The sequence below is a fragment of the Blautia marasmi genome (assembly GCF_900258535.1).
GTDB lineage: Bacteria > Bacillota > Clostridia > Lachnospirales > Lachnospiraceae > Blautia > Blautia hominis.
The window spans coordinates 3145389-3170410 of record NZ_OIWX01000001.1 but is presented as its reverse complement, the minus strand read 5'-3'; the positions used below and the strand labels follow the sequence as shown (position 1 = coordinate 3170410).

Here is a 25022-nt window from a genome sequence, read left to right as displayed (position 1 = left end):
CTTCGTATTTCCATGATCAGCTCCTTATAAATAAGCGCCCTGCTCAAGGTAAGCGGGCGCTTTTGTTCTTTTTATCCTATCCGGGGATCAATCAACTGCTTGGGGATATTCGGTGCAGAGCAAGCGGTACGGCGGTTCGTCCTCCTCAATCTCTGGAAATCTTCCGATCGGCTCATAGAACCGGTTGTCATTCTCATCATCATTGCACATGGAGACTTCGCCTAAAAGCACAGGACCTGTTCCCGGCTCCAGTTCAAAGTCATGATACATATAAGGATAGACCGTAATGCTCTCACCCGGCTGCAGCTTCACCTGGGTGCCTGCCGGAACTGTAAATTCTTTTCCGTCACAGTTTACAGTCACGTCCGTGTCCGCGAACTGCCCGTCTTCGGTGGAATTGTAGACGCGGATCAGCACATTGCCTCCGCCCCTGTTGATAATATCCTCCATCTTATCCCAATGGAAATGCATGGGCGCCATCTGGCCTTCTTTGATGTAGAGAAGTTTTTCCGCATAGGTCTTTGTATACTTCTCATTCTTCAGGTTGCCGTTGCGCAGCGTAATCAGGGAAAAACCAACCTCATCGAATCTGCCCAGTCCGTAATCCGTAATATCCCACCCCAGCATGTTGTCACGGATCTCATCATATGCATGGCCTTTGTGCTCCCAGTCTTTCGGTGTAAAACCGCAGAATGGAGGAAGGGCAAAACTATGTTTCCGGATCATGGCTTCCATTTCCTTTAATGCTGCGTTAATCTTGGATCTTTTCATTGCTCTATACTGTCCCTTTCCGATTCCCGCGCACCTGACAGCTCTCTCTATCGTAACCAGGTGCTGCGGGGATATAAATGTCTTTTAGTCTGCAGCTTTCCACTCGTCAATCTGTTTCTGCATCTCGTCAATAACTTCCTGGATCCCTGTTGCCTCCAGTTTTTCCTGCAGCTTAGGCAGGTATTCATCAGGGTCTACACTTCCTGTATACAGGGATTTTCCGAACTCATCCAGTACGTTTCTGAAGCCTGCCACCTGTGTGCTCACCGGTTCCAGATTAAAATCGAATCCAAAGGACGGGGCTTCCTGGGAGGCATCATTGAATTCCTTGAAGGTATTCCATTTGTCAAGAGGCTCATTCTCCAGCACATAGGTGTTGAACAATCCGCCCTGTACCCAGTATGGTACCGCATAGTCTTTGTTTGCACCGGGTTCCAGTTTCACTTTTGTATCGTAAATGTAATCTTTGCCTTCTGCCGCAGCTTTTTCCTCTTCCGTAGGCTCTGCCTTGGTCCAGTGAACACCTTCAATACCATAATTCAAGAGGTTTCTCAGATATTCATCTGTATTGACCAGATTTAAGAATTCCATGGCCTTTTCCGGATGTGCGGAGTTTTTATTGATAGCTGTCAGAGCGCCGCGGGCAGATGCGTTTGTAACCTGGGTATCCATGATGGGAGTGGAAACCACTTCATATCCCAGATCCTTGCCCCAAAGCAGTTCCGCATATGGCTGTCCGTCGCCTTTTGTCACAAAACGTTTGATGGATTTGTCATCCGTTGCTGTTGCTGCGTCTTTATTGATATACCCAGCCTCATAATATTTTCTCATGGTCTTCAGGGTGGATTTCATCCGGTCTGTCTCAAATACATTTTTCACAGTCAGTGTATCATCCCCGTATTCAATACCCACAGGATCCTGGATCTTATCCATATAAGTAGGTGCTGAGTAATCCTTGGTCAGATAGAAGGGAACGACTTCCGGCTCGTTTTCTTTGATCAATTTCAGCCATGGCTCCAAATCCTCCAGTGTCTCGATCTCTTCATACGGAATGTTGTATTTGTCCACATATTCTTTTGTGAATACCCACATAGGACAGTTGCCGATCTCTTTTTCACTGGGCACACCGTATGTTACGCCGCCTACTTTTGCGGCTTCCCAGAAGCGCTGGTCAATGGCGTCATACATCTCTTTTCCTTCCTCTTTCAGAAGGTCATCCAACTCCAGAAAAGCACCTTTCTGTGCATTCTGCAGATAATCATTTGCCCAGGAACAGGTAAAGCACATATCCCAATCATCGCCTGTGTTGATGACAACCTGCATTTTCTGGTTATAGTCGCCCCATGCAACATTGTTTACTTTGATCTTTACGCCGATCTTTTCTTCTGTATATTCATTTACCTTTTCCAGAACCTTTGGTGCGTCTTTCTGCGCATCACCAACCTGGTACCAGACAAGTTCTACAACTTCTTCTCCCTTTTCATTGGTTTCTGTTTTCTTGCCGCAGCCGGACAGCATTCCTGCAGTCATCACTGCTGCCAGAGAAACTGCCAGGGCACGTTTTACCGTTCTATATTTCATTCTATTCTCCTCCTCAAATATGTCACTCTTTTTCAATTATTCTTTCACTGCGCCGATGGTCAGGCCATTTACGAAATACCTCTGGAAGAAGGGGTACGCAAAGATGATCGGCAGGGTTGAGATAACAACGATCGCCATCTTTATGGTCTCTTTCGGCATATTTTTAGCTATCTGCAGTCCATTGACACCCATCATGGCTTTATTGCTGGCCAGCCAGTCAATGGAACTTTCAATCTTGATCAGCAGGTACTGAAGGGGGATCAGGTCCTGGCTGTCTATATACATCATAGCATTAAACCAGTCATTCCAGTAGCCCAATGTCAGGAAAAGCCCGATTGTGGCCAGACCCGGCATAGCCATGGGAATGACGATCTTGAAAAACAGTCTCCACTCGGAAGCTCCGTCAATCTTGGCTGATTCTACAACGGAATCCGGTATGGTGGTCTTAAAGAAAGTCCGAAGCACAATAACATTGAACGTATTCAGACACAGGGGCAGAATCAGCGCCCATATGGAATCTTTCAGCATCAGCACCTTGGTCACGATCAGATAGTTGGCAACCATACCGCCGGAAAACAGCATGGGTATGGTGATAACTGTAGTGAAAAACTTTTTAAATGCGTATGTTTTTCTGGACAGCGCATAGGCATAAGTTCCGGTAAGGAACAGGCCCACGATAGTTCCCGCCACTGTGACCAAAATGGTGACACCGTAGCTGCGCAGGATGTTTTCTCCGGCGCTTATAATATAATGATAAGCATAAAGGCTGAGTTTTTCCGGTATGAACTGGTAACCGTTCATGGCCAGGGTCTGCTCATCTGTCAGTGAAATGATGATGACAAAGATAAAGGGCAGGATACTTACCAGTGACATGACTGTCAGTATCACATTCAGCACCACGTTGGTGGGCTTTTTGACCTTGTTGTATTCGCAAACCTCAGCCTCCATCTTTTCTATCATTTTGGCTTTTTTTCGTTCTTCTCTTCTTGAAGACATTCTCCTTACCTCCTTCCTAGAATAGTGCGTTTTCACTGTCAACCTTAGATACCAGTTTGTTGGCGATCATGATCAATACAAATCCCACGGTTGACTGGAACAGGGCTGCTGCGGAACTCATTCCCAGCTCGCCGTTTGTCTTCAGTGCACGGAAGATATAGGTATCAAGTACATTAGTGACCGGATACAGAGGACCGGAATTCTGTGGAAGCTGATAGAACAGGCCGAAATCCGACTTGAAGATTCCGCCTACTGCCATGATCAGCAGTATGGTGATGACTGGTTTTAAAAGCGGCAGCGTAATGTATTTTATCTGCTGCCATTTGCTTGCGCCGTCGAGAACGGCTGCCTCATAGTATGTCTTGTTGATACCGCAGATGGACGCCAGATATACCACCGTATTGTAACCGATCCCTTTCCATTGGCTCATGAAAATAATGATAAAGGGCCACATGGATTTCTCCGTATACCAGGAGATCCCATCTACACCAAAATGTTCAAGTACGGAGTTAAAGTAACCGTTTTCCGGGTTTAAGAATGCGAAGACACAGTAGCTGACAACTACCCAGGATAGGAAGTAGGGCAGAAACATGGAGCTTTGATAGATTTTAGCCATGCCCTTATTGCGGAGTTCGTTTAACATTAATGCCACAATAACGGGGAGCACGACACCAAGGATGATGAATGCAGCATTGTATAAAACCGTGTTTCTCAAGATGATCCATGCGTCACCGCTGGAGAACAGGAACTTAAAGTTGTCGAAGCCTACGAATTCACTGGATAAAAGACTAGTGAAAAAGTTGCTTCCGGTCAGACGGAATTTCTTAAAGGCTACCAGGATACCAAACAGTGGTAAATATGCAAACAGGAAAAACCACAGGGTTCCCGGAAGGCTTAACAGCAATAGTTCTTTGTTGGTTTTGACACGGGTGAAGAAGCTTATCTTTTCTTTTTCCTTCTTCTGTTTCAATTGAATACCTCCCTCTCATCCCGTCAAAATCCCTGCCGGCGTGGGGTTTTGGCGTTCTGTTTTGTATATATTTACTATACATGGATAAGGGGAAAAATTATAGTTGAGAAATTGTAGGTTTTCTGTACGAATTCTAGACAGAGGAGTGGAAAAATTAGTGTCAACTGGAGAAATTCTAGTACTACAGCGAACAGGCGATATTGGCCGCGACACTACGAACCGATTGTTGATGGATTTGCAACCGCATTGTTAGAATTTTGGCTATATTATGGCATTCAAATTGTTCGTAATAGGATGTTAGGTTTAAAACGTTCACTGTAGTACTAGGGTGCGCAAACTGCATAAAAATAGACAATCACCTTTGTGGGGTGATTGCCTATCTTACCGGATCAATGATAATCCTCGGCTTTCATTCTGTTATATCTTGATCTTATTTCTTCAATTTCCTGTTTTCTTTCCATCCGGAAAGCATCACGCAGGCTGCGACGGACAGAAACAGAGCCAGAAACCATGTAACGGAATCCGCGGTGTCCCCTGTTTTTGCGGCATTGCTTTTAGATGCGGTATTTTTACTGCTGCTGCCCAAAACCGATGCTTTTTCTTTTATAAAAGTAACCTTTAAGGTCAGACCATCTTCGTATATAGCCTCAGCGGTATAGGTGGAATCCGTCAGTTTAACTGTTTTACCATCGTACAGAACCTTGTCCGCCTGATAACCGCTGTCCGGTTTCACCTGATATGTCTGTGCTTCTAACCGCCGGACCTTTATCTCCTGTTTTCCTGTATACTTTTTTCCGTCTACGGTCACAGAACCGTGTTTGCCAATATCCAGATTTACCAGGTGTTCATCCGGTATCTGTGTTGTCAGTTCTGTACTTTTTTCCTCTGTGCCGGCTTGTACCGGCTCAATTATCATAAAACACAGGCACAGCATAACGACCGCTGCAAAGAACTTTCCTGTCCTCATGCATGTCCTCCTTTCCTTTGCCTTATATCTTCTCAAATCCGGTTACGGCTGAACATTCTCCAGTTCGGCAGTAAATGTGACTGTGCTTTTATAAGTACCGGCTTTTGCCTTATTCCATGTATCCTGAGGTATGTGGATCGCCAAAGGTATTTCCTTCGGCTGGCTGTTTCTCAGCTCCGCCTCATTCCAAACTCCCTTGGAGAATGGTTTACTTGTTGACTTATCTAAAAGCATATAGGTGAATTCTGCTTGTCCGTCATCGTTCTTAAATTGCTCTGTTGTGGCGCTCACAGTAACCTGCTGGCTGCTTCTGACGTTTCCTGTGACTTTCAGTGCACCGCTCAGGTCTGTATCGACAGTCCCATAGGAAACCGGAGTATCCATGGGAATCGTCAGTACATAGGATGAGTCAATGGTGGCGGTCAATGTGGTCGTATCCTGCCGGCTGCTGGATGACCCATAAACCGGAAGCGCAAAACTCCCTGTTATGATCACACTCAGAATTCCTGCCATGATTTTTCTGTTCATTGTTTCTCCCCCTTTTAGTTAATATCCGCAACTTCCATTTTGTAGGTCATGGTTCCGGAATAATCACCGGCCTTCACCTCACCTGCGTCCGCATAAACGGCTGAAAAAAAGATACTTCCCCCGTATGTGGGCACGGTTTCCTCTGCCTGGAATTCAGCGATCACCGAATCCGTACTTACCTTGTTCTTTCCCTCTTTATCCATGCTGACATTTGTCTTTACAGCAGCCTTGTTATCTGTCCTGTTCAAGATCACAACACCATCGATGATATCCTGTCCATTATTCTGCCCAATCTTAACCTGCAGCTTTTTGCCCGGCTCAATATTGATCTGGGTAACTTCAAGTGATTTTTCTACATCCGTATCAGAATTGATCGTAGTCTGGGGGATGCTGACCATCCATGCATTTGGCTCGGTGTACCGGATCGTCATATCCTTGTCTGTAGCGGCTGCACTTACCGGCATAGCCGCTGCTGCGGTCATTGTCATGATCATGATTCCCACTGGTATTCTTTTCTTCATATTTGCCCTCCTCTTACTCTATGACATTTAAAGTCAGTTTTACTTCCGAACCGTTTAGCGGTGTCTGTTCTGCATCCATTGCAAAGCATTGGTATTTGAGAACTGCATTTTCGTATTCCCCTGCCTCCAACGCCTGATTTATGTTTATTTCATAGACCGCCTTGCCCGGTTCCAGCAGATCGGATTCCCATAATACAGTACCATCACTCAGCAGGATAGATACTTTGAAATAACAATTATTCTGTTCCGGATTAAAAAGATTCACAGACTGCCCGGTTACCCCTGCTTTTAAATTCATAGCGTCAAATCCCGGAATATCTATGGTGTCTGTGTTCTTTTCCCCTGAATATGTTTCCTTCTTTCCTGTCCAGTCCTCGGCACTGTTATCAACCTTTTCTATACTTTTTTCTTTTTCCGGATAAGGGTTCCATTTCATACCTACAGCAACCCCTATGCCCACTGCGGCTGCCAGCAGTATGACGGCTGCCGCGATCCATATTTTTTTGTTCTTCATTTCCCGCCTCCACTACTCTACGGATACCGCAAAAGTCAGTGTACCGCTGTAATTTCCCGCCGGAACTGTACTGCTGCCGGCGGATGCTGCCGGATCACCAAAATAAATTTTCCGGCTGTCGGAACCCCGGTCTGAGACAGACAAGATTTCTATGCCTGTAGTCAACGGCCCGCTCTCATTTGAAACAGATGTGAAAACCTCAGCGCTTCCGCCCGTTCGTGATAAAGCAAGCACTCCTTCCTGGCTGATCTTTGTGGAGTCAGAGACTTTGACTTTCACTTGTTTTCCCATATCCGGTAATGTCATGTATACTCTGCTGACAGAAATATCGGCCTCATGCATGCTGCCTAATTCCAATGAAGCCGGAATCGTCAGTGTATACATGTTTTCCAGAAGTTCTGAAATTGTGATCTTGGAGGCAGCAAATTCTCCTATGTATCTGCTCTGAGGAGTGTTTATCACATGGTCGCGGCCTGTCATGTAAAGATAATAAGAATCATCATTTTCATGATTGCCGGCCACTTTATAATCCATTCCGTCTACATTCACTGAAGTAATTCCGGGTTGGTTTTCCAGTATTGCCTTATATACATAATTTCCATTCCCATCTGTGGGGCTTCCGCTTACAGGGCCTTTTATACTTCCGCCGGTGATCACAGTGTTTTTTGCTGAACCATTAGAACCGCCGTCAATTCCTTTTCTTCCATTCCTGTTTGACGCTTCTACAGTACCGCCTGTTATGGTCGCGAACGTGCAGTTTCCATTAGCACCGCCGCCAATTCCGGCTCCGCTGATCGTTCCATATGCCTTGACTATACCACCGGTTATGGAAATGCTGTCTGCGCTTCCACCACTACCACCTCCGATACCGGCACCATTGATTCCTCCTTCTGCTGTGATGCTTCCCCCGTTTATAGTAATATTACATACATCCCCATTGGAACCACCTCCAACACCGGCACCACTGGTTTGTCCTTTCGCTGTAATGGTTCCCCCGTTTATGGTGATATTACATGCATAACCATTGGAACCTCCTCCAATACCGGCACCATTGGTTCCTCCTTCTGCTGTGATAGTTCCCCCGTTTATGGTGATGTTACCTGCATAACCATTGGAACCTCCACCAACACCGGCACCATTGGTCCCTCCTGTTGCTGTAAGACTTCCATCCGATATTCCATCTCCTGCAGCGGATGTTATGATCAAATATCCTGAAGTGACATTACTAAAGTCCAGTCCTGCATTACTGACATTGGCTGTGTTCAAGGTATTTATACCGCTCAGCTTCAGCGTAAGCTTTGCAGACGGATCTACCAAAAGAGCTGCTCCTGAGGAAGTATTGATCGTTAAATCCTCAATTGTGATACTCCCCTCAAAATCCGGTGCTACCACGATTCTGTCTCTTGTTGTAGTACCGGTGACTGTATAATCCCCACTGCTGCTAAACGTCAGAACGTTTTTGTCATATGCCCATCCATTCTGCGGGTTAACAGTTAAATCGTTTAATGCAAATATCTGGGGATTTGGATTCTGCTGCGCCTCTGAAACATTCCTGTTATCCGGTGATAAAGCCTTATCCGTATCCTCGGTTACGATTCCTGCTTCACCTGTTACGATTCCTGCTTCACCTATCACATCATCTTCCTTTTTTCCATTCTGATCCAAGCTTTCCGGTTCTTTTTCTTCCGATGTCCCGATATTTTTCTCTTGTTCAGACGGGTCTTCATCTGTCGGCGATTCGATGTTCCCCTGCTGCTCCTGCAAAACACCCGCGTTCGTGTTTGTTTCCTGCTCTGTCTCAGCTGCATAGACCGGATTTCCCATGGAAAAAGCCATAACAGATATCCCCAGCAATGTAGTCCGTATACAGGTCTTACAGCCGCGTCTTTTTTGCTTCATAAATATGCTGCGCCTCCCTTCAACTGTTTTCATGCATAATACATAGATTCAGCATAGCACAGCAAAGAATTCCGAAACAGTATTGGAAACCCAAACTCCTGCTTTTATGCCGAAAGACAAAAAAGGCAGGGAAAATCCCCGCCTTTCTTACACTTACTCTTTCCTTGTTCCTGCCTTTAACGAGATCTCACCATTGACCCTCTTTCTCAGCCGGAATAAAAAATCATGCTCCCTTGGATATGCTTTGAACGTAAGGTCCATGCCGGCCGTTTCACGGACAAGCGCTTCCACATATTCCCGGGACGTGTACTGTTCCAGCGCCTCAAGCGCCCGCAGATCCTCCATGGCCTCTCTTAAAACCTCCAACCTGATGGAGGAAAACGGCTGTCCCTCCGGCCCCGGATAGACAAGGAAAGCATCCCCTGAGGGGAAACTCTCTCCGCTGTCTGTCACGGCAAAGGGGTCGATGTGCTGCAGGGAGAACCTGGTATTGTAAAAATTATATCCCCACTGAAGAAATCCCTGCATCCGATACAGATAGAGCTGCACCCCTAAAATGCGGTTTCTGCGGGAAGGCATGGCAAAAAAACGATTGCTCACATCCACCCCCTGAACGCAGCAGTAATACGTCCACAGATTAGGAATCCCCGCCTCCAGAAACGGTTCCAAATGGTCAGAAGCAACCACCGGACATTCTGCCAGACCAAGACGGTAGAATTCAAAGTCACTCAAAGCATCCAGAATTCTGCAGTCACCCAGTCCCCGGCGCATACACAGAACCGCGCTGCGGTAACTGTCTATATCGTTCATCCCCGGCTCGTCGGATACATGAAACCAGGTATGTTCCAGCACACCATTGTCCTGCAGATACCCCTTTAGCTGCGGCAGAAACTCCAGCAGGAAAGACCGGTATTCCTCTCCATCGGCACGGGTATCCCATCCGAAGACCTGCCGCTGCCTGCCATTCTCCAGCGCCATGATCTTTGGAGCGGACCGGGCCCCCCACTGGGTGAACAGCGGCGCCATCTCAATCCAGTCAATGCCGCACTCCCGGCACATAGCGATCCATCTTCCCAGCCTGGAAAACCCAAACCTCCAACCTTCCTTTGTCCGCTCTGCCTCTACCAGCTGGACTGTCGTCCGCTCTCCGCCCACGGCCGTATCCATGGGTGGTGTAAACAATGGTGTCAGAATCATATTTATTCCGCTCTCTGCTGCCAGGGTGATAAACTTTCTCAGAATTTCCCAATGCTGTTCGGAAAAAACAGGTACCCTATAGTGATCCGCCAGACAGTCCGCATGAAGCCACTCCGTATGCAGCAGCCTCTGAGCCGGCAGTTTTCCACCATGCACTTTGAATGCAGCCGCCTCTTTCCACAAAACCGCCCCGTTTTTCACACGGACAGAGACTTCTATAGGATAATCGCCCGGCTTCATATCCTGTCCGACACATACCCGGATCCAAAGCGTCCTCCACTGTCCCGGCACGGCCCGTGCGGTCCCGTCCGGCAGAGGCTCCAGCACATCGGGGAACATGCCCGGTTCCCTGGTCAGATAATCATCATCAAAAGAACCGCTGCAAGGGTAAGCACTGGGCACAAGCCCTACCCGAAATATACGAAAGGAAATTCCCGGATGGCTGTGGACCTCAAAATGCAGGTCCTCCTCCAGCATATGGGATTCGTCATACTCCACGGTGTAAGCGATCTGAAATGACGTCCGCTCCCCGGCAAAACTCCCCGCACAAAGGGGATGATCCCGTTTTTTGGGCGGCTTTCCCGGGAAAATCTTATCCAGGGAATCCGCCAGACAAAAATCATACTGATGCATGTATCCTCCTCTTCGCCGCCGCTTAAAAAATTTCCACCTGCACAGCGCAGTCGGTATGATCAAAGCGGAAACGCACGGCAGCATTGTCTTTTTCCACTGTGAACCTTGCCTTATTGGAACTTCCGCTTCTGGGATACCCGTCCCCGCAGTAAGTAGCTGACAGTGTCCCATAGGTGGAAACCGCAAAATCATAGGTTCCTGCATAAGGGATCACCACACTCAGGGTGTATGTGTTGTTTCCTATATAATACATCCGCGTCACTTCACTGTTGGAGTCGTTTTTCACGGCCCCCACATAAGGCTGGAAGCTCCCGTAAACCACCACCTTTTCCGGAAGCTTGATCCCCGTCTCCGGATCATAGACTTCCTTTGCGCCGTACGCGATCTGAAGCTCCGGATTGGCGGCCTGCTGTCTCAGACGGTGCCCTTCCTGCCACAGGCGCTTTACTGTCTCCTCCTGCCCAAATCCCATGGGACAGGACGGACTCTTTTTATTGATCTGATAAAATGTCTGTGTGTCTATGGTTCCTCTGTCCCCCCGCTCCATGGTTACCGGGGCATCGCCCAGCATACGGCGGAAGGGGATCTCAAAAAAGCCATTCACATTATTCACTTCCAGCCACCGGTATGTGTACTCCAGAAAATGGTTCCGTTTTTCAAAATCCTGATGGGCAAACCAGGCAATCTGATCATATCCCCACCAGTCTTTTAAGGCAAGTTCCTCCCTGGAATATTTGGCGGGATCATCCACCGCAAGGCCTCCCCAGTTGTCGTATTCCATCAGATAAGGCATAGCCTGTGCTGACCAGCCGTTTGGATTTAATCCGCCCTCACTGTACCCCTCACGGACCAGTACCAGGTCTGTACCCTCCCGCTCCAAAAGCGGAACCCGGGTAAAAGGCATGGCATGATAGTCAAATAACAGCGTTCCCCGCCGATTCACCCCATGTGTGTGGGCATCCAGCAGCACCTTATGTCTCCTGCCATGAACAGACGCATACCTGCGAATCATCTCAAAAAGCTCCTGCGTCTTTACCATCCCCCGGTCATTTGCCGTATAAAGATGTACCTGCCCCATATGAAGGGCTTCATAGCCGCAGTCAATATAGCGCGCTGCCCGGTAGTAAAACCACATTCTGGCTTCCTGTCTGTTCAGATCAGGGATTCCCCCATTCTTTTCCGGTTCCTCTCTGTGGCTGACAAATCCCCTCGGCTCCCCGGGAAACAGGGTATCTGCCAGACAAAAGCACCTGTCCTCCGGCTCCATCCCAAAGTCACGGAACACAAACTCCGGTATCCTCACGGTCTCTATCTTCTGTGTCACCCACTCAAAAATACAGGCCTGCAGGATAATATCCGGGTCAGCCTCATGTACCCTTTCTGCCAGTTCCTCTGACCTGGCAAAATGCTTCCTGTCATCTTCCATCATATACCAGATCCCTGAAGCCCGCCCCAGGAACTTCACTCCCAGCTCCCGTATCACCCGCAGGTCATCCGAGAGGGTTTTGCTCTCAAAAAGCCCTGCCGCGGTCACTGCCCGCGACAGATAATTTTCCAGGACTTCCTTTGAAATCCTGCCGTCAAACTTATAATCCATCATCCCAGTTTCCCTTCTCCAAAAATGTAACAACGGAGGCAATATTGGCCCCTGTAGCGCCCTCTGCCATCCGATCATCCTTTTCCCGCATCACACTTGGCCCCACCGCATCCAGATGTATCCATGCAACCCCTTCCTGAATAAATTCTTCCAGAAAGCAGGCAGCCACACTGGCTCCGGCTCCTTTGCCGGGCGCATAATTTGCCAAATCTGCGGTATTGCTCCAGGAAAGCAGTTCCCGGTAATGGCTGTCCATAGGCAGTCTCCACACCCGTTCCCCGGCCTTACGTGCAGCACATGCGAATCCGCTGCTTGCAAGATCATCGTTTGAGAACATCCCTGTCATGTTATCGCCAAGTGCCGCCTGACAGGAGTATGTAAGCGTAGCCAGGTCCAGAATCCTATCTGCCCCCTGCTGCTGGGCATAAACCAGGGCATCGCCCAGGATCAGCCTTCCCTCTGCATCCGTGTTATAGATTTCCACTGTGCATCCGTTTCCCATGGTGATCACATCTCCCATCCGGCACGCCTCCGGGCCAATGGCATTCTCCGCCAGGGGCAGAACGGCTAAAAGGTTTTCGTTCGTCCCCTCCCTCACAAGGATTTCAAAAACCCCTAATACGTTAGCTGCGCCGCACATATCGAATTTCATTCCTTCCATTGCACCAATGGACTTTAAGTGATATCCGCCGCTGTCAAAGAGGATCCCCTTGCCCACTAAAGCAGTCAAAGGCCGCCCCAAAACCCGCTCTGTGGTGAGCACTGCCAATTTGGGTTCCTGCGCGCTGCCCCGGTTCACTGCCAGGATACCGCCGAACCCTTGGGCTTTTAACTCTTCCCTGCCCAGTATCCTGCACTCTGCGCCTAAATCCCCGCCCAGGTTCCTGATGTAAGCAGATAATTCCTCTGTCCCCAGGTAATTGGCGGGAAGATTGCCGAGACTTCTGGCATGGGCAATACATCTCCCTTCCAATTCCCCGTACCGCACAGCACGTTTCAGCCCCTCATCCTCCGCCGCATGGCTTTCTATATAAAATACCGTGTCCCCAAAATCCGCCAGGCTCTCCCGCATCCCGAATATGTCTTTTCCCTGAAGGTCTTTTAGTCCTTCTTTCCGGAAGCGGTATGCCCCCTGGAAGACAGAGCGCACGATCAGGCGTGCTGCCTCTCTTTGCTGCTCCAAAGGGAGTCCATCCAGAGGGATCCTAAAACAATCCCCTCTCTGTTTTCCCAGCCGGTTAAACTGTTCCGCCAGCCGTCCGGCATTCGTGTAATCCGGTATCACTTCCGTACAGACCGGAATATCCAAAGTTTCAGTCCCGCTTGTCTGCGGGCATTTCAGAATAAATTTCATGTAGCCAAATCCCCGCTTTCCATTTTCTGACCGTCTTTCACACGCAGAAGCAGGGTCTTTATCTCATATGGATTCAGGGACACCTGAATTCCGGATGAAGTGAAGGGGCTTTCCGGTTCTTCCATCAGATCACACTCACACCATTCCTCAACGTGAAATCCTGTACCTATCTTTACTTCTCCCCGTCTTCCCTGAAATTCATGGAATCTGAGCACGATCTCCTCCCCGTTTTCCGCCTGTTTCAGCGCGTCTGTCACCAGGTTATCCCTATCAAATGTTAATATACTCCCATGCACAGCCGCGGCGCCTGCCCTCGCTTTGAGAGGTGTATTCAAATCGAATGCCTCCTGCTCGATTGCCGCATTGTACCATTCCTCCGCGTGGGGCAGCAAAGAATAGGTAAATGTATGGCTGCCCAGGTCTGCGCTGTAGTCAGGGTCTGTGGCAGATTTTAAAAGGGTCAGCCGCATGGTATTTTCTTTCAGGTCACAGCCGTATTTACAGTCATTGAGAAGTGCTGCCCCGTACCCGGTCTCCCAGATATCCACCCATTTGTGGGCTGCCACCTCAAACTTGGCTGCCTCCCAGCTTGTATTTCTCGTGATGGGACGCCGGATATTTCCGTTCTGGATATCAAATCTGGCGTCCACAGCCCGGATATCCACCGGAAATGCGGCTTTCATCAGCTTCTGCCGTTCCTGCCAGTCTACGTCCGTACAAAAATCTATCCGCCTCTTTTCGTTATAGAGACACATAGTCTGACGGATCCTGCTCTTATGGTATTTCCAACAGAAGGACACCTCCGTGCCCAGGGCATGTTTCCCAATGCGGATATTGGTGCACTCCGTGATCTCTTCCATCTTTCTGTCAATGCCGGGTTCCAGTTCCCAGGCGTCAAAACAGCGGGGTTTGTCCTCAAAGATCTGGAGTACGTTGGCACAGGCGCTCCGGGGCAGGACCTCTCTTTTTGCCTCCCTGTCATAAATCCTGGTGAGCTGTCCCTTTTCATTCCAACTGATCTCATAAAAAGGAGTCTTGATCTCCCCGGCTTTCACAGTCATCTCCTCCGGCTGCCCGCAGGAAATTTCCTCCAGCTGCCAGTCAATCTCTGTGTAGGAGAAAGGTTCCATATCCTTTACCATGATATACGCCCCCTCCTCTTTCCACACACAGGGAAGAGGAGCCTTTGACCCATGACCCCCGTTCTGCATCCGGTAGAAATTACCCGTTCCCACGTGATATGCCCCCAGAGACTCTGCTTCCTCCCTGGGTATCAGGACAACAGAAGTCCTCAGCCAGTTGCTGTTGTTAAATACCGAAAACAAACGTGCCCCCGTACATTCCCGCACAAGCACAGCGCCGGCGGCCCGGTCTGTCTCCCCCAAAAGGGCAGCGGCTTTTTCATACTCTGTATGGCTGTCCTCATAGACCTCCTTTATGGATGATCCGGGCAAAATGTCATGAAACTGCTGGCAGAGCACAATCTTCCAGGCACGCAGGAGCCGCTTAGAATCATATGGGACTTTTCCAAACACCCTGGCTAAAACTGACTGTATTTCCGCATCCCTGAGTGCATATTCCATTCTGCGGTTCGTCCGTTTATTATACGCCTGGGAAGTATAGGTCCCCCTGTGAAATTCCAGATAAAGTTCCCCGTCCCATACCGGAAGATAACCTTCCATGGGATTCTCTTCTATTGTCTTGTTAAGATTACGGAAATATTCTGTCACCGATTGTTTTTTCACATGGGGGATTCCCGGCATTTTTTCCGCCATCTCCAACTGACGGAGCATATCCCGGTTTGGCCCGCCTCCACCGTCTCCATAGCCATAGGAGATCAGCAGCTCCCGGTTCAAATCTTTGTTCTTATAATTATCCCAGACACTTTTCACTGCCCTGGGGCCGGAATTGCCGTTATATGTATAGTAATCCTCTCCGGGGTCTGAAGTAGTCACAAAGTGGGCGGTCACTCCCGTACCGTCAATGCCCTTCCAGATAAAGGTATCGTAAGGCAGACGGTTGGTGTCATTCCAGCTTATTTTCGTAGTCATAAATGTATCCACACCGGACTTCTTTAAAATCTGGGGGAGGGCCCAGGAATACCCGAACACATCCGGCAGCCAGAGGAACTCACTCTCATAACCAAATTCTTTACGGAAAAAATTTTTACCCACCAGGATCTGGCGGATGATAGACTCTCCCGAGGCGATATTACAGTCACACTCTACCCACATGGCCCCGGAAGGCTCCCATCTGCCCTGGGCCACACGCTTTTTGATATTCTCATAAATGTCAGGGTAGTCCTCTTTGATAAATTCATAGAGCTGGGGCTGGGACTGAAGAAAATGATAATCCCCGTATTTCTCCATCAGCCGGTTCACAGTGGAAAAGGAGCGCGCAGCCTTCTCTCTGGTATGGCACAGCCGCCACAGCCAGGCCACATCAATATGGGTATGGCCGGTCATTGTCACACAGACATCCGGTTTTCCCCGGCCATCCAGACATCCGTCCAGATACCCGGCAGCCTCCACCACACTTTTGTAGAATACTTCGCTTCCCGGTTCGGTAAAATCCACAAGGCAGAAAGCCTTTACCAGTACATTCAGGATCCACTCCCGGTACTCGTTATCTGCTCCCAGGGCCTCATATGTCTCCAGTGCCGCTGTTGTCAGATAGTACAGATCATCTGCCCCTTTATCCAGCACGCCCATCTGCGCCCTGCGTATCTCCATCACATTGTCCTTTGGAATGCCGCCCCCGCTAAGTCCTGTCCAAAGCCTGAATTTAAGATGGAGTTTCTGTCCGCATACTTCCGGGTCCATAAATACTTCCCTGTGATTTCCGTCTACTGCCTGATAAGGTACATCATTTACATAGAGCAGACTTTCAAAGTTCCCGTTATTCCCGGTTCCCGCCAAAGCTCCAAAGTCAAAGAGGCCCAGCACCTCTGTGCCCCAAAGCTCCTGGGGTATTTCCACCTCCGTGCTCAGCCAGTAATACTTGTCCCAGCCGCGAAAAGAAAATCCCACGCCAACCTCCATGGGTTCCTCCCCGGATGCACTGTCACCCTCCTCCCAGAACAAAAAGGAGGGAATGTCCCAAAGATTTCTGTACCTAAGCTCCCGCAGTTCCTCTGCCAGATTCTTTATTCTGTCAAAATCATGAAAATCAAACGGCATTTTTACTCCTTTCCAAGCAGTCCCGCATATGCTCTGTCATAGTCTTCCAGCAATTCCTTCGCCAGAGACCAGGAACTGACCAGAGGGTGAAGCATCAGTGCCCGGGCTGCGCACAAAAGGGAACCTGTCTTCACAGCCTCCACGGTCAGACGCTCATAATTTTTGATCAAACGTATGAGAATGTCACACTGCGGGGGTACCTCTGTGACTGCCACAGGGCGGATACCTTCAGAAGATACATGGCAGGTCACTTCCACCACATCGTTGTCCGCAAGTCCGGGTATACAGCCCTGATTTTCCACAGAAAGCACCAGGTATTTTCCTTCTGCACTCTGCATCCCTTCGATGCAGTCCAGCATAACGCCCGCATACCCCATTCCATCGGGAACCTCCAGACTTCCTTTTTCCGCAGCCGGACGTTTGGCAGCCCCTGATTCAATACTCATATAGGAGTTCTCCCTTAGCTGCATATAATATAAGAAAATCTGCAGTGCCCCCTCGGGGTCAGCATCCATATCCATGTTCTGCAATTCACCCATCATCTGCCTGTTGATCCTTTCGATAGTCTCCCCTCGGGCTGTACCGGCTTTTTGGATATTGGCAAGGGCTTTCTCTCTGTGATAGTAATAATACAGATACTCATTGGGCAAAAATCCTATGGACCGCAGCAGTTCCGGGTCAAACATAGCAAATTCCTGGATACTTCCAAGAAAATGGTCATCCTCAAGAAGCTTTGGAAGAATTTCTTTTCCCTCTTTTTTCACGCTTCGTATCCAGGAGAGATGGTTCAGCCCAAAGAACTCCACATACAGGTCATCCTCCTCTGCCCCCAGGCCGGCAGCCATACGGAACTTTGTGCTGCTTGGCGCATCACAGATGCCAATGACACGGTCATAGCCCGCTGACCTGAGAGCCTGGGTCACAAGCCCGGAGGGATTGGTGAAATTAAAGATCCATGCATTAGGTGCATACTCTTTTATTATCCTGCAATAGTCCAAAAGCACAGGAATGGTGCGCACTGCCATGGAAAATCCCCCCACCCCTGTGGTCTCCTGGCCGATGACACCGTGCTTCAGGGCAATCTTCTCATCCAGTACACGGGAATGGTCACCGCCCACGCGCAGAGTGGTAACTACATAATCCGCGCCGGTAAGAGCCTCCACGGGTGTCTGCGCTGCCCATACTTTCAGGTTTTCCCCTTTCCTGTCCACTACATGGCTGCACAGACGCTCAATGATCTTCTGCTTTTCCTCCTGGATATCATAAAGCACTACCTCATCAATATGCAGCTTTCTATATCTTTTTAAAAGTCCGTTGATAAATATGACGGTCCTCACCCCGGCACCGCCTATGACAGCTATTTTCATTGTCGATCTCCTTTCACTTCTTTCTATTTTTCTAACTGTTCAGTACCCTCACAGTTACAGGCAAAAATCCATGCAAGATCGCCTTTGGCGATGGGATTTTTGCTTGGACGTGGTACACTTTCTTACGGTCAGCGCAGTAAATGCGCAGACCTACTAAATAGTTACCTATTTTTCTCAATAAATTGCAGCATTTCTTTTTCCTTAGGGAAACCGGTATTGCCCCCATGAGCGGATACCGAGCAGGCACCGCAGGCGTTTCCGTACTGCAGACAGGCCCCAATATCCTGGCCTTTCAGAAAGCCGTAAATATACCCCGCATTGAAGGAATCCCCTGCTCCGGTGGTGTCCACAGCCTGTACCTCATAGGAACCGCGTCGGTGGACCACACCGTCTTTCACTGCCAGGGCGCCTTTTTTCCCCAGCTTGACCACAGCCTGCCCGCACTCCCTTGCAAAATGAAGGGCAGCCTCCTCTGCCGAATCCGTCCTTCCATAGTGCTCCGCCTCCGTCTCATTCATAAAAAGGACATCAATCCACGGAAACAGTTCATAGATCCTGCCGCTCCAGTTCCCTGTGGAATCCCATCCCACATCAAAAGAGACTGTGGCCCCTGTCTCTGTCTTCACTCGGCGCAGCAGCCGTGCATAGGATTCATGGGAATCCTCCCCCTCATATCCGGTCACATGGATATGCCTGGCCTGACCTGCCTTTTCAACCTCTGCCCTGTCCATGCTGATATCCCGGTTCGTTCCCCTGTAAGTGAGAAAGGAACGGTCATGCTCGTTGGTGAAGCTCAGAGAGATCCCGGTCCGCTCCCCCTTCCTGGTCACAAGCAGTTCCGTGTCCACGCCGGCTCCCTCAAAGGTCTCCCGGATCATGTGTCCGTAACAGTCATCCCCCACTGCGCCCTGGAAGGCCGGACGGAGTCCCAGCCTGCCAAGACCCAGCGTAAACAGGGCCGCACCGCCTCCCACATACGTTTCCATTGAGGGGACAAGGTCCTCCTGGCCCGGCGCCGGAAACTTCTCCACACCGGGAATGATAATATCTGCATTTACGTCTCCATAGACATAGACATCCCACTTCTTTTCACTCATATTTCTGCTCCTTTTGTCTTCAACTGCAAAACATCTGTTTTCCTGCCCGGCAGACCAAAAACCGGCTTTCAGCGCAAACTAAAAGCCGGTTTTTGGTCAACCCTTTACTGCCCCGATCATGGCACCCTGAGCAAAATATTTCTGCACAAAAGGATACACGCACAGGATTGGAACTGTGGTGATCACCACTGCCGCCATTTTCAGGGAATCTGATGTGACAGCCGTGGCGTTCTGTGCCAGCGCCTGAGCCACGGATGTGATCTCCTGCTGGGAACTCATAGCCTTGCTCAGCATCTGCTGGAGCACGGTCTGCACCGGCCATTTGGATGTATCACTCATGTAGAATGCCCCGGCAAACCAGTCATTCCAGTGATTCACAGCGGTGTAAAGCCCCACAACCGCGATCACAGGTTTGCTCAGCGGAAGCATAATACGGGTATAGATCTGAAAATAACTGCACCCGTCCAGCTTTGCCGACTCCTCCAGACTGTCCGGAATTCCTTCAAAAAAGGTTCTTGCCATCAAAAGATAGGTCACGCTCACCAGAGACGGAACCACATAAACCCAAAAACTGTTGAGCAGATGCAGGTTCTTATACTGGATATAGGTGGGAATCATACCTCCGCTGAACAACATAGTAAATGTTATCAGCATGGTGATCAGCTTGTTTCCCGGCAAATCCTTCTGTTTCAGGGAAAATGCCGCCAGGGTCGTCACAGTCAGACTTAACACGGTCCCAATCACGGTTCTGGCGATCGTGTAACCATAAGCCCGTACAATACTGCCGTCCCTGAACACTTCCTTAATATTGTCAAAGGTGGGCATTCTGGGCCAGAACCAGATGCCGCCTCTGGCAGCATCCTTTCCGTCATTAAATGCCAGAACCAGCACATTCAGACAAGGCAGTATGATCACCAGGCAGACAGCAATGACAATCATATATACAATAACCTGCACAGCAATATCCGTCCGGCTGGCTTTGATCTTCGTTTTTTGGCCTTTACTCATCTTAAACACCCTCTTTCACCTGTCAATGATAGAAGTTGACGGCATCTTTGTCTTCGTTGTAGACATCAGCCACGTAGTCCTCAAACTTCTCCACGCCTGCTGCTTTTAACTGACCCCGGAAAGACTCGATGATACTCTTTACCTCGTCATCGGATTTCGCAAAACATGCCTGGACAAATACTTCGTCCCAGTTGAGCAGATCCATCTGTGTCTTCACATCCTCCATGCCTTCTGAGGACAGATATGCCGGTGCGTCCAGGCCCGGTATCAGTTTTTTCTCATAAGGATAATCCGCTGCAACCTCAACACTTCTGGCAAAGGTATCGTTTGCGGACGCGCCCGGCCTAGCCTCTCCGAAGTTATTGATATTGTCTTTGTTGGTAAGTACAAATTCAAAGAAATAGTTTCCGCTGCCGCCAAATCCCGCGCCAACCTCGTTGAGCAGATAGTCCATGTTGCCGTCGCTCAGAGCCTGCTGCACCTCTTCCTTGAGAACCGGTTTTCCGTCAACCATATCGTAGCTTACGCCCTCTGCCCCATACTGGGCGATCATCTGTCCCTCTTTTGTGGAGAGCCAGTCAAAAAACTTGAAGATTTCTTCCGGGTTCTCCGCATCCGCGGAGATTGCCATACATCCCCTTGCGCTCTTGCCGTGCGTCACCTTTTTGTTGTCGCCCTGAATGTCATTTAGGGGACCCAGCGGGATCCAGTCGTCGGTCTGGTAAATAATATCCGTATAATTATTGACGTCAGCTATGATCGCGGAGTTATAGCTCTTGCAGGCCTCCTGTGCACGGGTGGAGTCCATGGTGAAAAATTCCGGGTTCATAAGCCCTTCATCTATAAGGCCGCGGATATAATTGATCTCGTCATAGATGGAATCCCGCTCTGCCTCGTGTTTCACTTTTCCGTCTGTATCTATATTGTAGTTTTTGCTCACGCCCCAGCGGTATCCCGGACAGATATACTCCAGGGTATCCACAGAACCGCCCCAGTATTTAGGTCCCAGCGGATAGACAGCATTTCCGTTCTTGTCTTTAAAACCGCCCTCTTTAATCTTCACAAGCAGATCATAGAAATCATCCTGTGTCCTGATATCATCCACATTAACCCCAAGGGCATCTACAATAGACTTCTGGATATACATGCCGCCCCGGTAATCCTCCTCCGGATTATATTCCAGGGATTTGTCTGTGGCATCCACATTCATCTGCCACAGATATACGCCGTCCAGGTCGTCCCTGAATGTGACATTCTTGTAGGAATCCCAGGGAAGATAATCATCCTCATAATATCTGGAATACACTTCCGAGTTTTTCATGTACTCCGATACATCCGCAAACATTCCCTCTTTTGCCGCCTTGGACAGCAGCGGGAATTCCGGCCTTGTAGAGTTGTCCAGATAGGAAACGATCACATCCGGAATGGTGCCTGATGCCAACTGGGATGCCAGCACTTTTGCATCACTGTCTCCGGGTGTATATTTCACATCCAGCTTGATCCCTGTCAGCTCTGTGATCTTCTTCATAGTGGGTGTGTTGTTCAAATCCTTGGGAAGGGAATTTCCAATGTCATCCACATATGCCTGGATGGTGATCGTACGGTCTGCGATCCAGGTATCCGGTTTCCCTTCTTTACTCTCTGTACCTACATTTTTGGCTGTCTCTTTGCTGTCTCCTCCGCACCCGGCCAGAACACCTGCCGTCATAGCGCCGCAAAGCGCTAGGGCGAGAACTTTCTTTACTGCTTTTCGTTTCATACCTTTTCCTCCTTTACCTTCTCCGATCACGCTACCATAGCCCGACTTCTGTAATTTTCTTACATACCTTATTGCAGATCACAACCAGGATCAATCCCACGACACCCTGTATCAGCCCGATGGCGGTTGCATATCCAAATTGTCCTCCCTGCAGGCCCACACGGACCACATATACATCCAGAGTATCTGCCAGCGTCATGTTACCGGGTGTACGCAGCAGCCAGATTTGATCTACCCCTGAGGAAAGCAGACCTCCGATCCCCATAATGAACAGCAGACCGATGGTTCCCCTGATCCCGGGTAAAGTAATGTGCCACATTTTTTTCAGTTTTCCGCATCCGTCCATCTCAGCCGCCTCATAGAGAGCTGTGTCTACACTGCTGATCGCCGCCAGATAGATGATGGAATCCCATCCGATATTTCTCCACAGGTCCATGGAGAACAGAATCTTCAGGAAATACTTGGCATCCATCATAAAGAATGTGCCCCCGTCCCCTCCAAGACCTGCTATGAGCTGATTCAAAATACCGGTATCCGGTGCAAGGATCCTCTGAAGCATGGTCACAATGATAACGGATGACAGGAAATGAGGCAGGTATGTAATGGTCTGCGTCACTTTCTTGAATTTCATATTTCTGATCTCGTTGAGCAGCAGTGCCAGAATGATGGCGAACGGGAACTCCAGCACACATTTGATAAACCCGATCCTGAATGTATTCAGGATCAGTCTGGGGGCGTCATAGCTTTCAAAAAAAGTCTTGAAGTATTTAAGCCCTACCCAGGGGCTTCCCCAGATGCCCTTGTTAAAAGAGTAATCCTTAAAAGCCAGAACGGAGCCGGCCATGGGCACATAGCAGATCAATGTGTAATAGATCAGTGCCGGCAGCAGCATCACGTACAGCGGCCAGTACCGGACAAGCCGTTTTCCAATGGGCTGCTTTTGTTGTTTTGGCTGCTTTTCTTTTTGCATTTGGTATCCTCCTTCCTTCTGGTATCTATTATATTTTTTTCTGACGAATTTCCACAATGGATAAAAATCAATTATTTCATGGACATTTCTCTTCCCTGTCAGCTTCAGGTGTTCCTGTTCACTCCGTGTCCAGTAACACGCTTCGCGATGCACGGATATGGATCATTCTGCCCCATATCGCGCTGTCTGCCTGGGGATTTTCATGCTTCCGGCATGAAAACGCCTTCCGGTACAGTGGCCTGTGTACCGTAACCTTCAGGTTCCAGCACCGCACAGATGGGATAATGGTCAGACAGCCAGACTTCCCCGTCTCTGTCCTCCCATTTTTCCACACTTCGGCAGCTAAATGGCGTGCCGGCAAAAATATAGTCAATGCTCTCCGGCATATCCTCCGGTTCAAACCCGTGGTAGGTGATGCCGATTCCCTCTGTGACATTTACAAAATCCCTGCGGCACTGCAGGACTTCCAGTTCGGGGCTGCCCGGCTCTGCGTTAAAGTCCCCCGCCAGGATCACAGGGATCCCCTCAAATGCCTGCTCCCGGTCCGCCTTTTCTAACAACTGTATAAGTCCCAGTCTTCTGGCCTCCGTCCCCAAATGGTCCAGATGGACGTTATACAGCCGGAACAGATATCCATTTCCCGTCTCTTGGGTATATTCAAACACAGCACCGGTGCAGACCCTGGGACAGATACTCTGGCACGCGTAACGGCTCCCCGGCACCTCCGGCTTGTCTGACAGCCAAAAAGTATCCATAGAGATCAGATTCACCCTGTCCTTTTTGTAGGCCACGGATACCTGCTCATCCCTCAGATGTTCATCCCTGCCGCACCCTATCACATAATATCCCTCTAAATGCTCTTTCAGCCACACCGCCACATGGGGAAGCACCTCCTGAAAACAGATGATATCCGGCTGTTCCTTCTGAATCTTTGCGGCGATCAGTTCCCTGCGCCGGCAAAAACAATTCTCTTTATCCTGCCCAAAATCACAGCGGATATTAAACGTGACCAGTTTCATACATTTTCCTCCATTCTCCCTGCCGCACCTTTTATAAAAGCCAGAGCCAGATCGGCTGGGACCAGGCTTTCTCTCCGGCCGCATTCTTCACTACAAGGCGCACATATTCCTCGTCTCCGTTCAGGACAAAGGTTCCGCTTTCTAAATTTCCCTGGTCATCATGAAGGTGTCCGCTTCTGTGCGGGGTCTTAAAATATATGTCCGTACAGCCGCTGCAGAGGGCACAGGCAGCACCGTCCTCCACATAAAAATCATGGATCAGAGGACCTGAGGAGGCATAAAAGCTTCCGTCTCTCAGCGCCTCGAAGATACCCCTGTGGGTAAGCTCCCGGGCTTTTGCCATGATAAACCCGCCCAGGCTGTGGGGCCCCAGCTCATGGGTATCATCTGACGCAAAGCAATACGTCCTGTTCCTCACAAACAAAAAATGATCGTAATACGTCTCGGAATTTCCATTACTATCCTCAAACTCCGCCACATGATTGTAGATCTCCATTCCCAGCAGTCCGTGGATATCCTTGATATCCGTGGAGTCCACCTTGGACCAGTAGGGATGGGCATAGATGGTGACATTGCCCCGCTGTGCCATATATTCAAGGATCCTCTGGGGGGTGCACAGGGTATTGCCTGTTCTCTCCTTCTCAAAACGGTAATCATCCGGAATCCGGTTCGTCTCAGGCAGACCGATACTCACAAGATGATGGTCCTTGCGCTCAGGCATCTCCAGATCCAGCTCTGTGCCGGGAAATATGAGAAAGTCCTCCCTGTTTAACGCTTCATGGACCCCGTAGACCCAGTGATCCGTAATAGCCAGAAAGGAATACCCCTCCTGCCTGTACCGCTCTGCCACCTCCCACGGCTCACCGCTTCCGTCTGAGCGTGTGGTATGGGTGTGGAGATTTCCCTTATAAAATTTCCCGGACTGATACAATGTTCTCTTCTGCATCTTCTATCCTCTCTTCCCAAAATTCTGCCTCAGCAATTTGGCATGGGCCTATTATAAAGCACTTTCTTTTCAAAATAGAATGAAGATTTCTCAAAAAATCTATGGACAATTCTACGATACTCTCAAATCTATTGAATCCTGTTTTTATG

The 25022-nt window shown here is 49.2% G+C and carries 20 protein-coding genes; all 20 read right to left on the bottom strand.

Annotated elements, in window-relative coordinates:
• Positions 1 to 87: 87 nt before the first annotated feature.
• The gene (locus tag C6P39_RS13625; protein ID WP_095172406.1) at positions 88 to 771 is read right to left on the bottom strand and encodes a D-lyxose/D-mannose family sugar isomerase; all 684 of its coding nucleotides are present in this window, start codon (positions 769 to 771) and stop codon (positions 88 to 90) included.
• 84 nt (positions 772 to 855) lie between these two features.
• Positions 856 to 2352, bottom strand: a complete 1497-nt coding sequence (locus C6P39_RS13620) for an ABC transporter substrate-binding protein (protein WP_095172224.1) — start codon at positions 2350 to 2352, stop codon at positions 856 to 858.
• 36 nt (positions 2353 to 2388) lie between these two features.
• Entirely contained in the window at positions 2389 to 3348 is a 960-nt protein-coding gene (locus C6P39_RS13615) for a carbohydrate ABC transporter permease (protein WP_095172225.1), read from the bottom strand.
• Positions 3349 to 3364: 16 nt separating this feature from the next.
• Complete coding sequence (locus C6P39_RS13610) at positions 3365 to 4318, bottom strand: ABC transporter permease (protein ID WP_207657129.1); 954 nt, start codon at positions 4316 to 4318, stop codon at positions 3365 to 3367.
• Between the two features lie 430 nt (positions 4319 to 4748).
• A complete protein-coding gene (locus C6P39_RS13605) occupies positions 4749 to 5285 on the bottom strand; it encodes a hypothetical protein (RefSeq protein WP_104804146.1) in 537 nt (178 codons plus the stop codon).
• 42 nt (positions 5286 to 5327) lie between these two features.
• Complete coding sequence (locus C6P39_RS13600; RefSeq protein WP_104804145.1) at positions 5328 to 5813, bottom strand: hypothetical protein; 486 nt, start codon at positions 5811 to 5813, stop codon at positions 5328 to 5330.
• Positions 5814 to 5827: 14 nt separating this feature from the next.
• Entirely contained in the window at positions 5828 to 6334 is a 507-nt protein-coding gene (locus C6P39_RS13595; RefSeq protein ID WP_104804144.1) for a hypothetical protein, read from the bottom strand.
• 13 nt (positions 6335 to 6347) lie between these two features.
• The gene (locus C6P39_RS13590; RefSeq protein WP_104804143.1) at positions 6348 to 6848 is read right to left on the bottom strand and encodes a tRNA (uracil-5-)-methyltransferase; all 501 of its coding nucleotides are present in this window, start codon (positions 6846 to 6848) and stop codon (positions 6348 to 6350) included.
• Positions 6849 to 6860: 12 nt separating this feature from the next.
• Complete coding sequence (locus C6P39_RS13585) at positions 6861 to 8747, bottom strand: hypothetical protein (protein ID WP_104804142.1); 1887 nt, start codon at positions 8745 to 8747, stop codon at positions 6861 to 6863.
• 153 nt (positions 8748 to 8900) lie between these two features.
• Positions 8901 to 10577, bottom strand: coding sequence for a DUF4091 domain-containing protein (locus C6P39_RS13580; RefSeq protein ID WP_104804141.1), 1677 nt, complete (start codon positions 10575 to 10577; stop codon positions 8901 to 8903).
• A gap of 22 nt (positions 10578 to 10599) precedes the next feature.
• Positions 10600 to 12177: a pullulanase X25 domain-containing protein gene (locus C6P39_RS13575; protein ID WP_104804140.1), complete on the bottom strand. Its 1578-nt coding sequence runs from the start codon at positions 12175 to 12177 to the stop codon at positions 10600 to 10602.
• On the bottom strand, positions 12164 to 13528 hold the full coding sequence (locus C6P39_RS13570; RefSeq protein ID WP_104804139.1) for a M17 family metallopeptidase: 1365 nt from the start codon (positions 13526 to 13528) through the stop codon (positions 12164 to 12166). The genes C6P39_RS13575 and C6P39_RS13570 overlap by 14 nt, the downstream gene beginning before the upstream one ends.
• Positions 13525 to 16707 (bottom strand): alpha-mannosidase, encoded by a 3183-nt coding sequence (locus tag C6P39_RS13565; protein WP_104804138.1) that lies wholly within the window; start codon positions 16705 to 16707, stop codon positions 13525 to 13527. Before C6P39_RS13565 ends, C6P39_RS13570 begins: the two co-directional genes overlap by 4 nt.
• Before the next feature lie 2 nt (positions 16708 to 16709).
• On the bottom strand, positions 16710 to 18074 hold the full coding sequence (locus C6P39_RS13560; protein WP_104804137.1) for a 6-phospho-beta-glucosidase: 1365 nt from the start codon (positions 18072 to 18074) through the stop codon (positions 16710 to 16712).
• Between the two features lie 161 nt (positions 18075 to 18235).
• Complete coding sequence (locus C6P39_RS13555; protein WP_104804136.1) at positions 18236 to 19171, bottom strand: carbohydrate kinase family protein; 936 nt, start codon at positions 19169 to 19171, stop codon at positions 18236 to 18238.
• Positions 19172 to 19267: 96 nt separating this feature from the next.
• On the bottom strand, positions 19268 to 20179 hold the full coding sequence (locus C6P39_RS13550) for a carbohydrate ABC transporter permease (RefSeq protein ID WP_104804135.1): 912 nt from the start codon (positions 20177 to 20179) through the stop codon (positions 19268 to 19270).
• 22 nt (positions 20180 to 20201) lie between these two features.
• Positions 20202 to 21938 (bottom strand): extracellular solute-binding protein, encoded by a 1737-nt coding sequence (locus C6P39_RS13545; protein ID WP_104804134.1) that lies wholly within the window; start codon positions 21936 to 21938, stop codon positions 20202 to 20204.
• Positions 21939 to 21969: 31 nt separating this feature from the next.
• Entirely contained in the window at positions 21970 to 22908 is a 939-nt protein-coding gene (locus C6P39_RS13540) for an ABC transporter permease (protein WP_104804133.1), read from the bottom strand.
• 200 nt (positions 22909 to 23108) lie between these two features.
• A complete protein-coding gene (locus C6P39_RS13535; protein ID WP_158661567.1) occupies positions 23109 to 23927 on the bottom strand; it encodes an endonuclease/exonuclease/phosphatase family protein in 819 nt (272 codons plus the stop codon).
• Positions 23928 to 23958: 31 nt separating this feature from the next.
• Positions 23959 to 24873 (bottom strand): CehA/McbA family metallohydrolase, encoded by a 915-nt coding sequence (locus tag C6P39_RS13530; RefSeq protein WP_104804131.1) that lies wholly within the window; start codon positions 24871 to 24873, stop codon positions 23959 to 23961.
• Between the last annotated feature and the right edge of the window lie 149 nt (positions 24874 to 25022).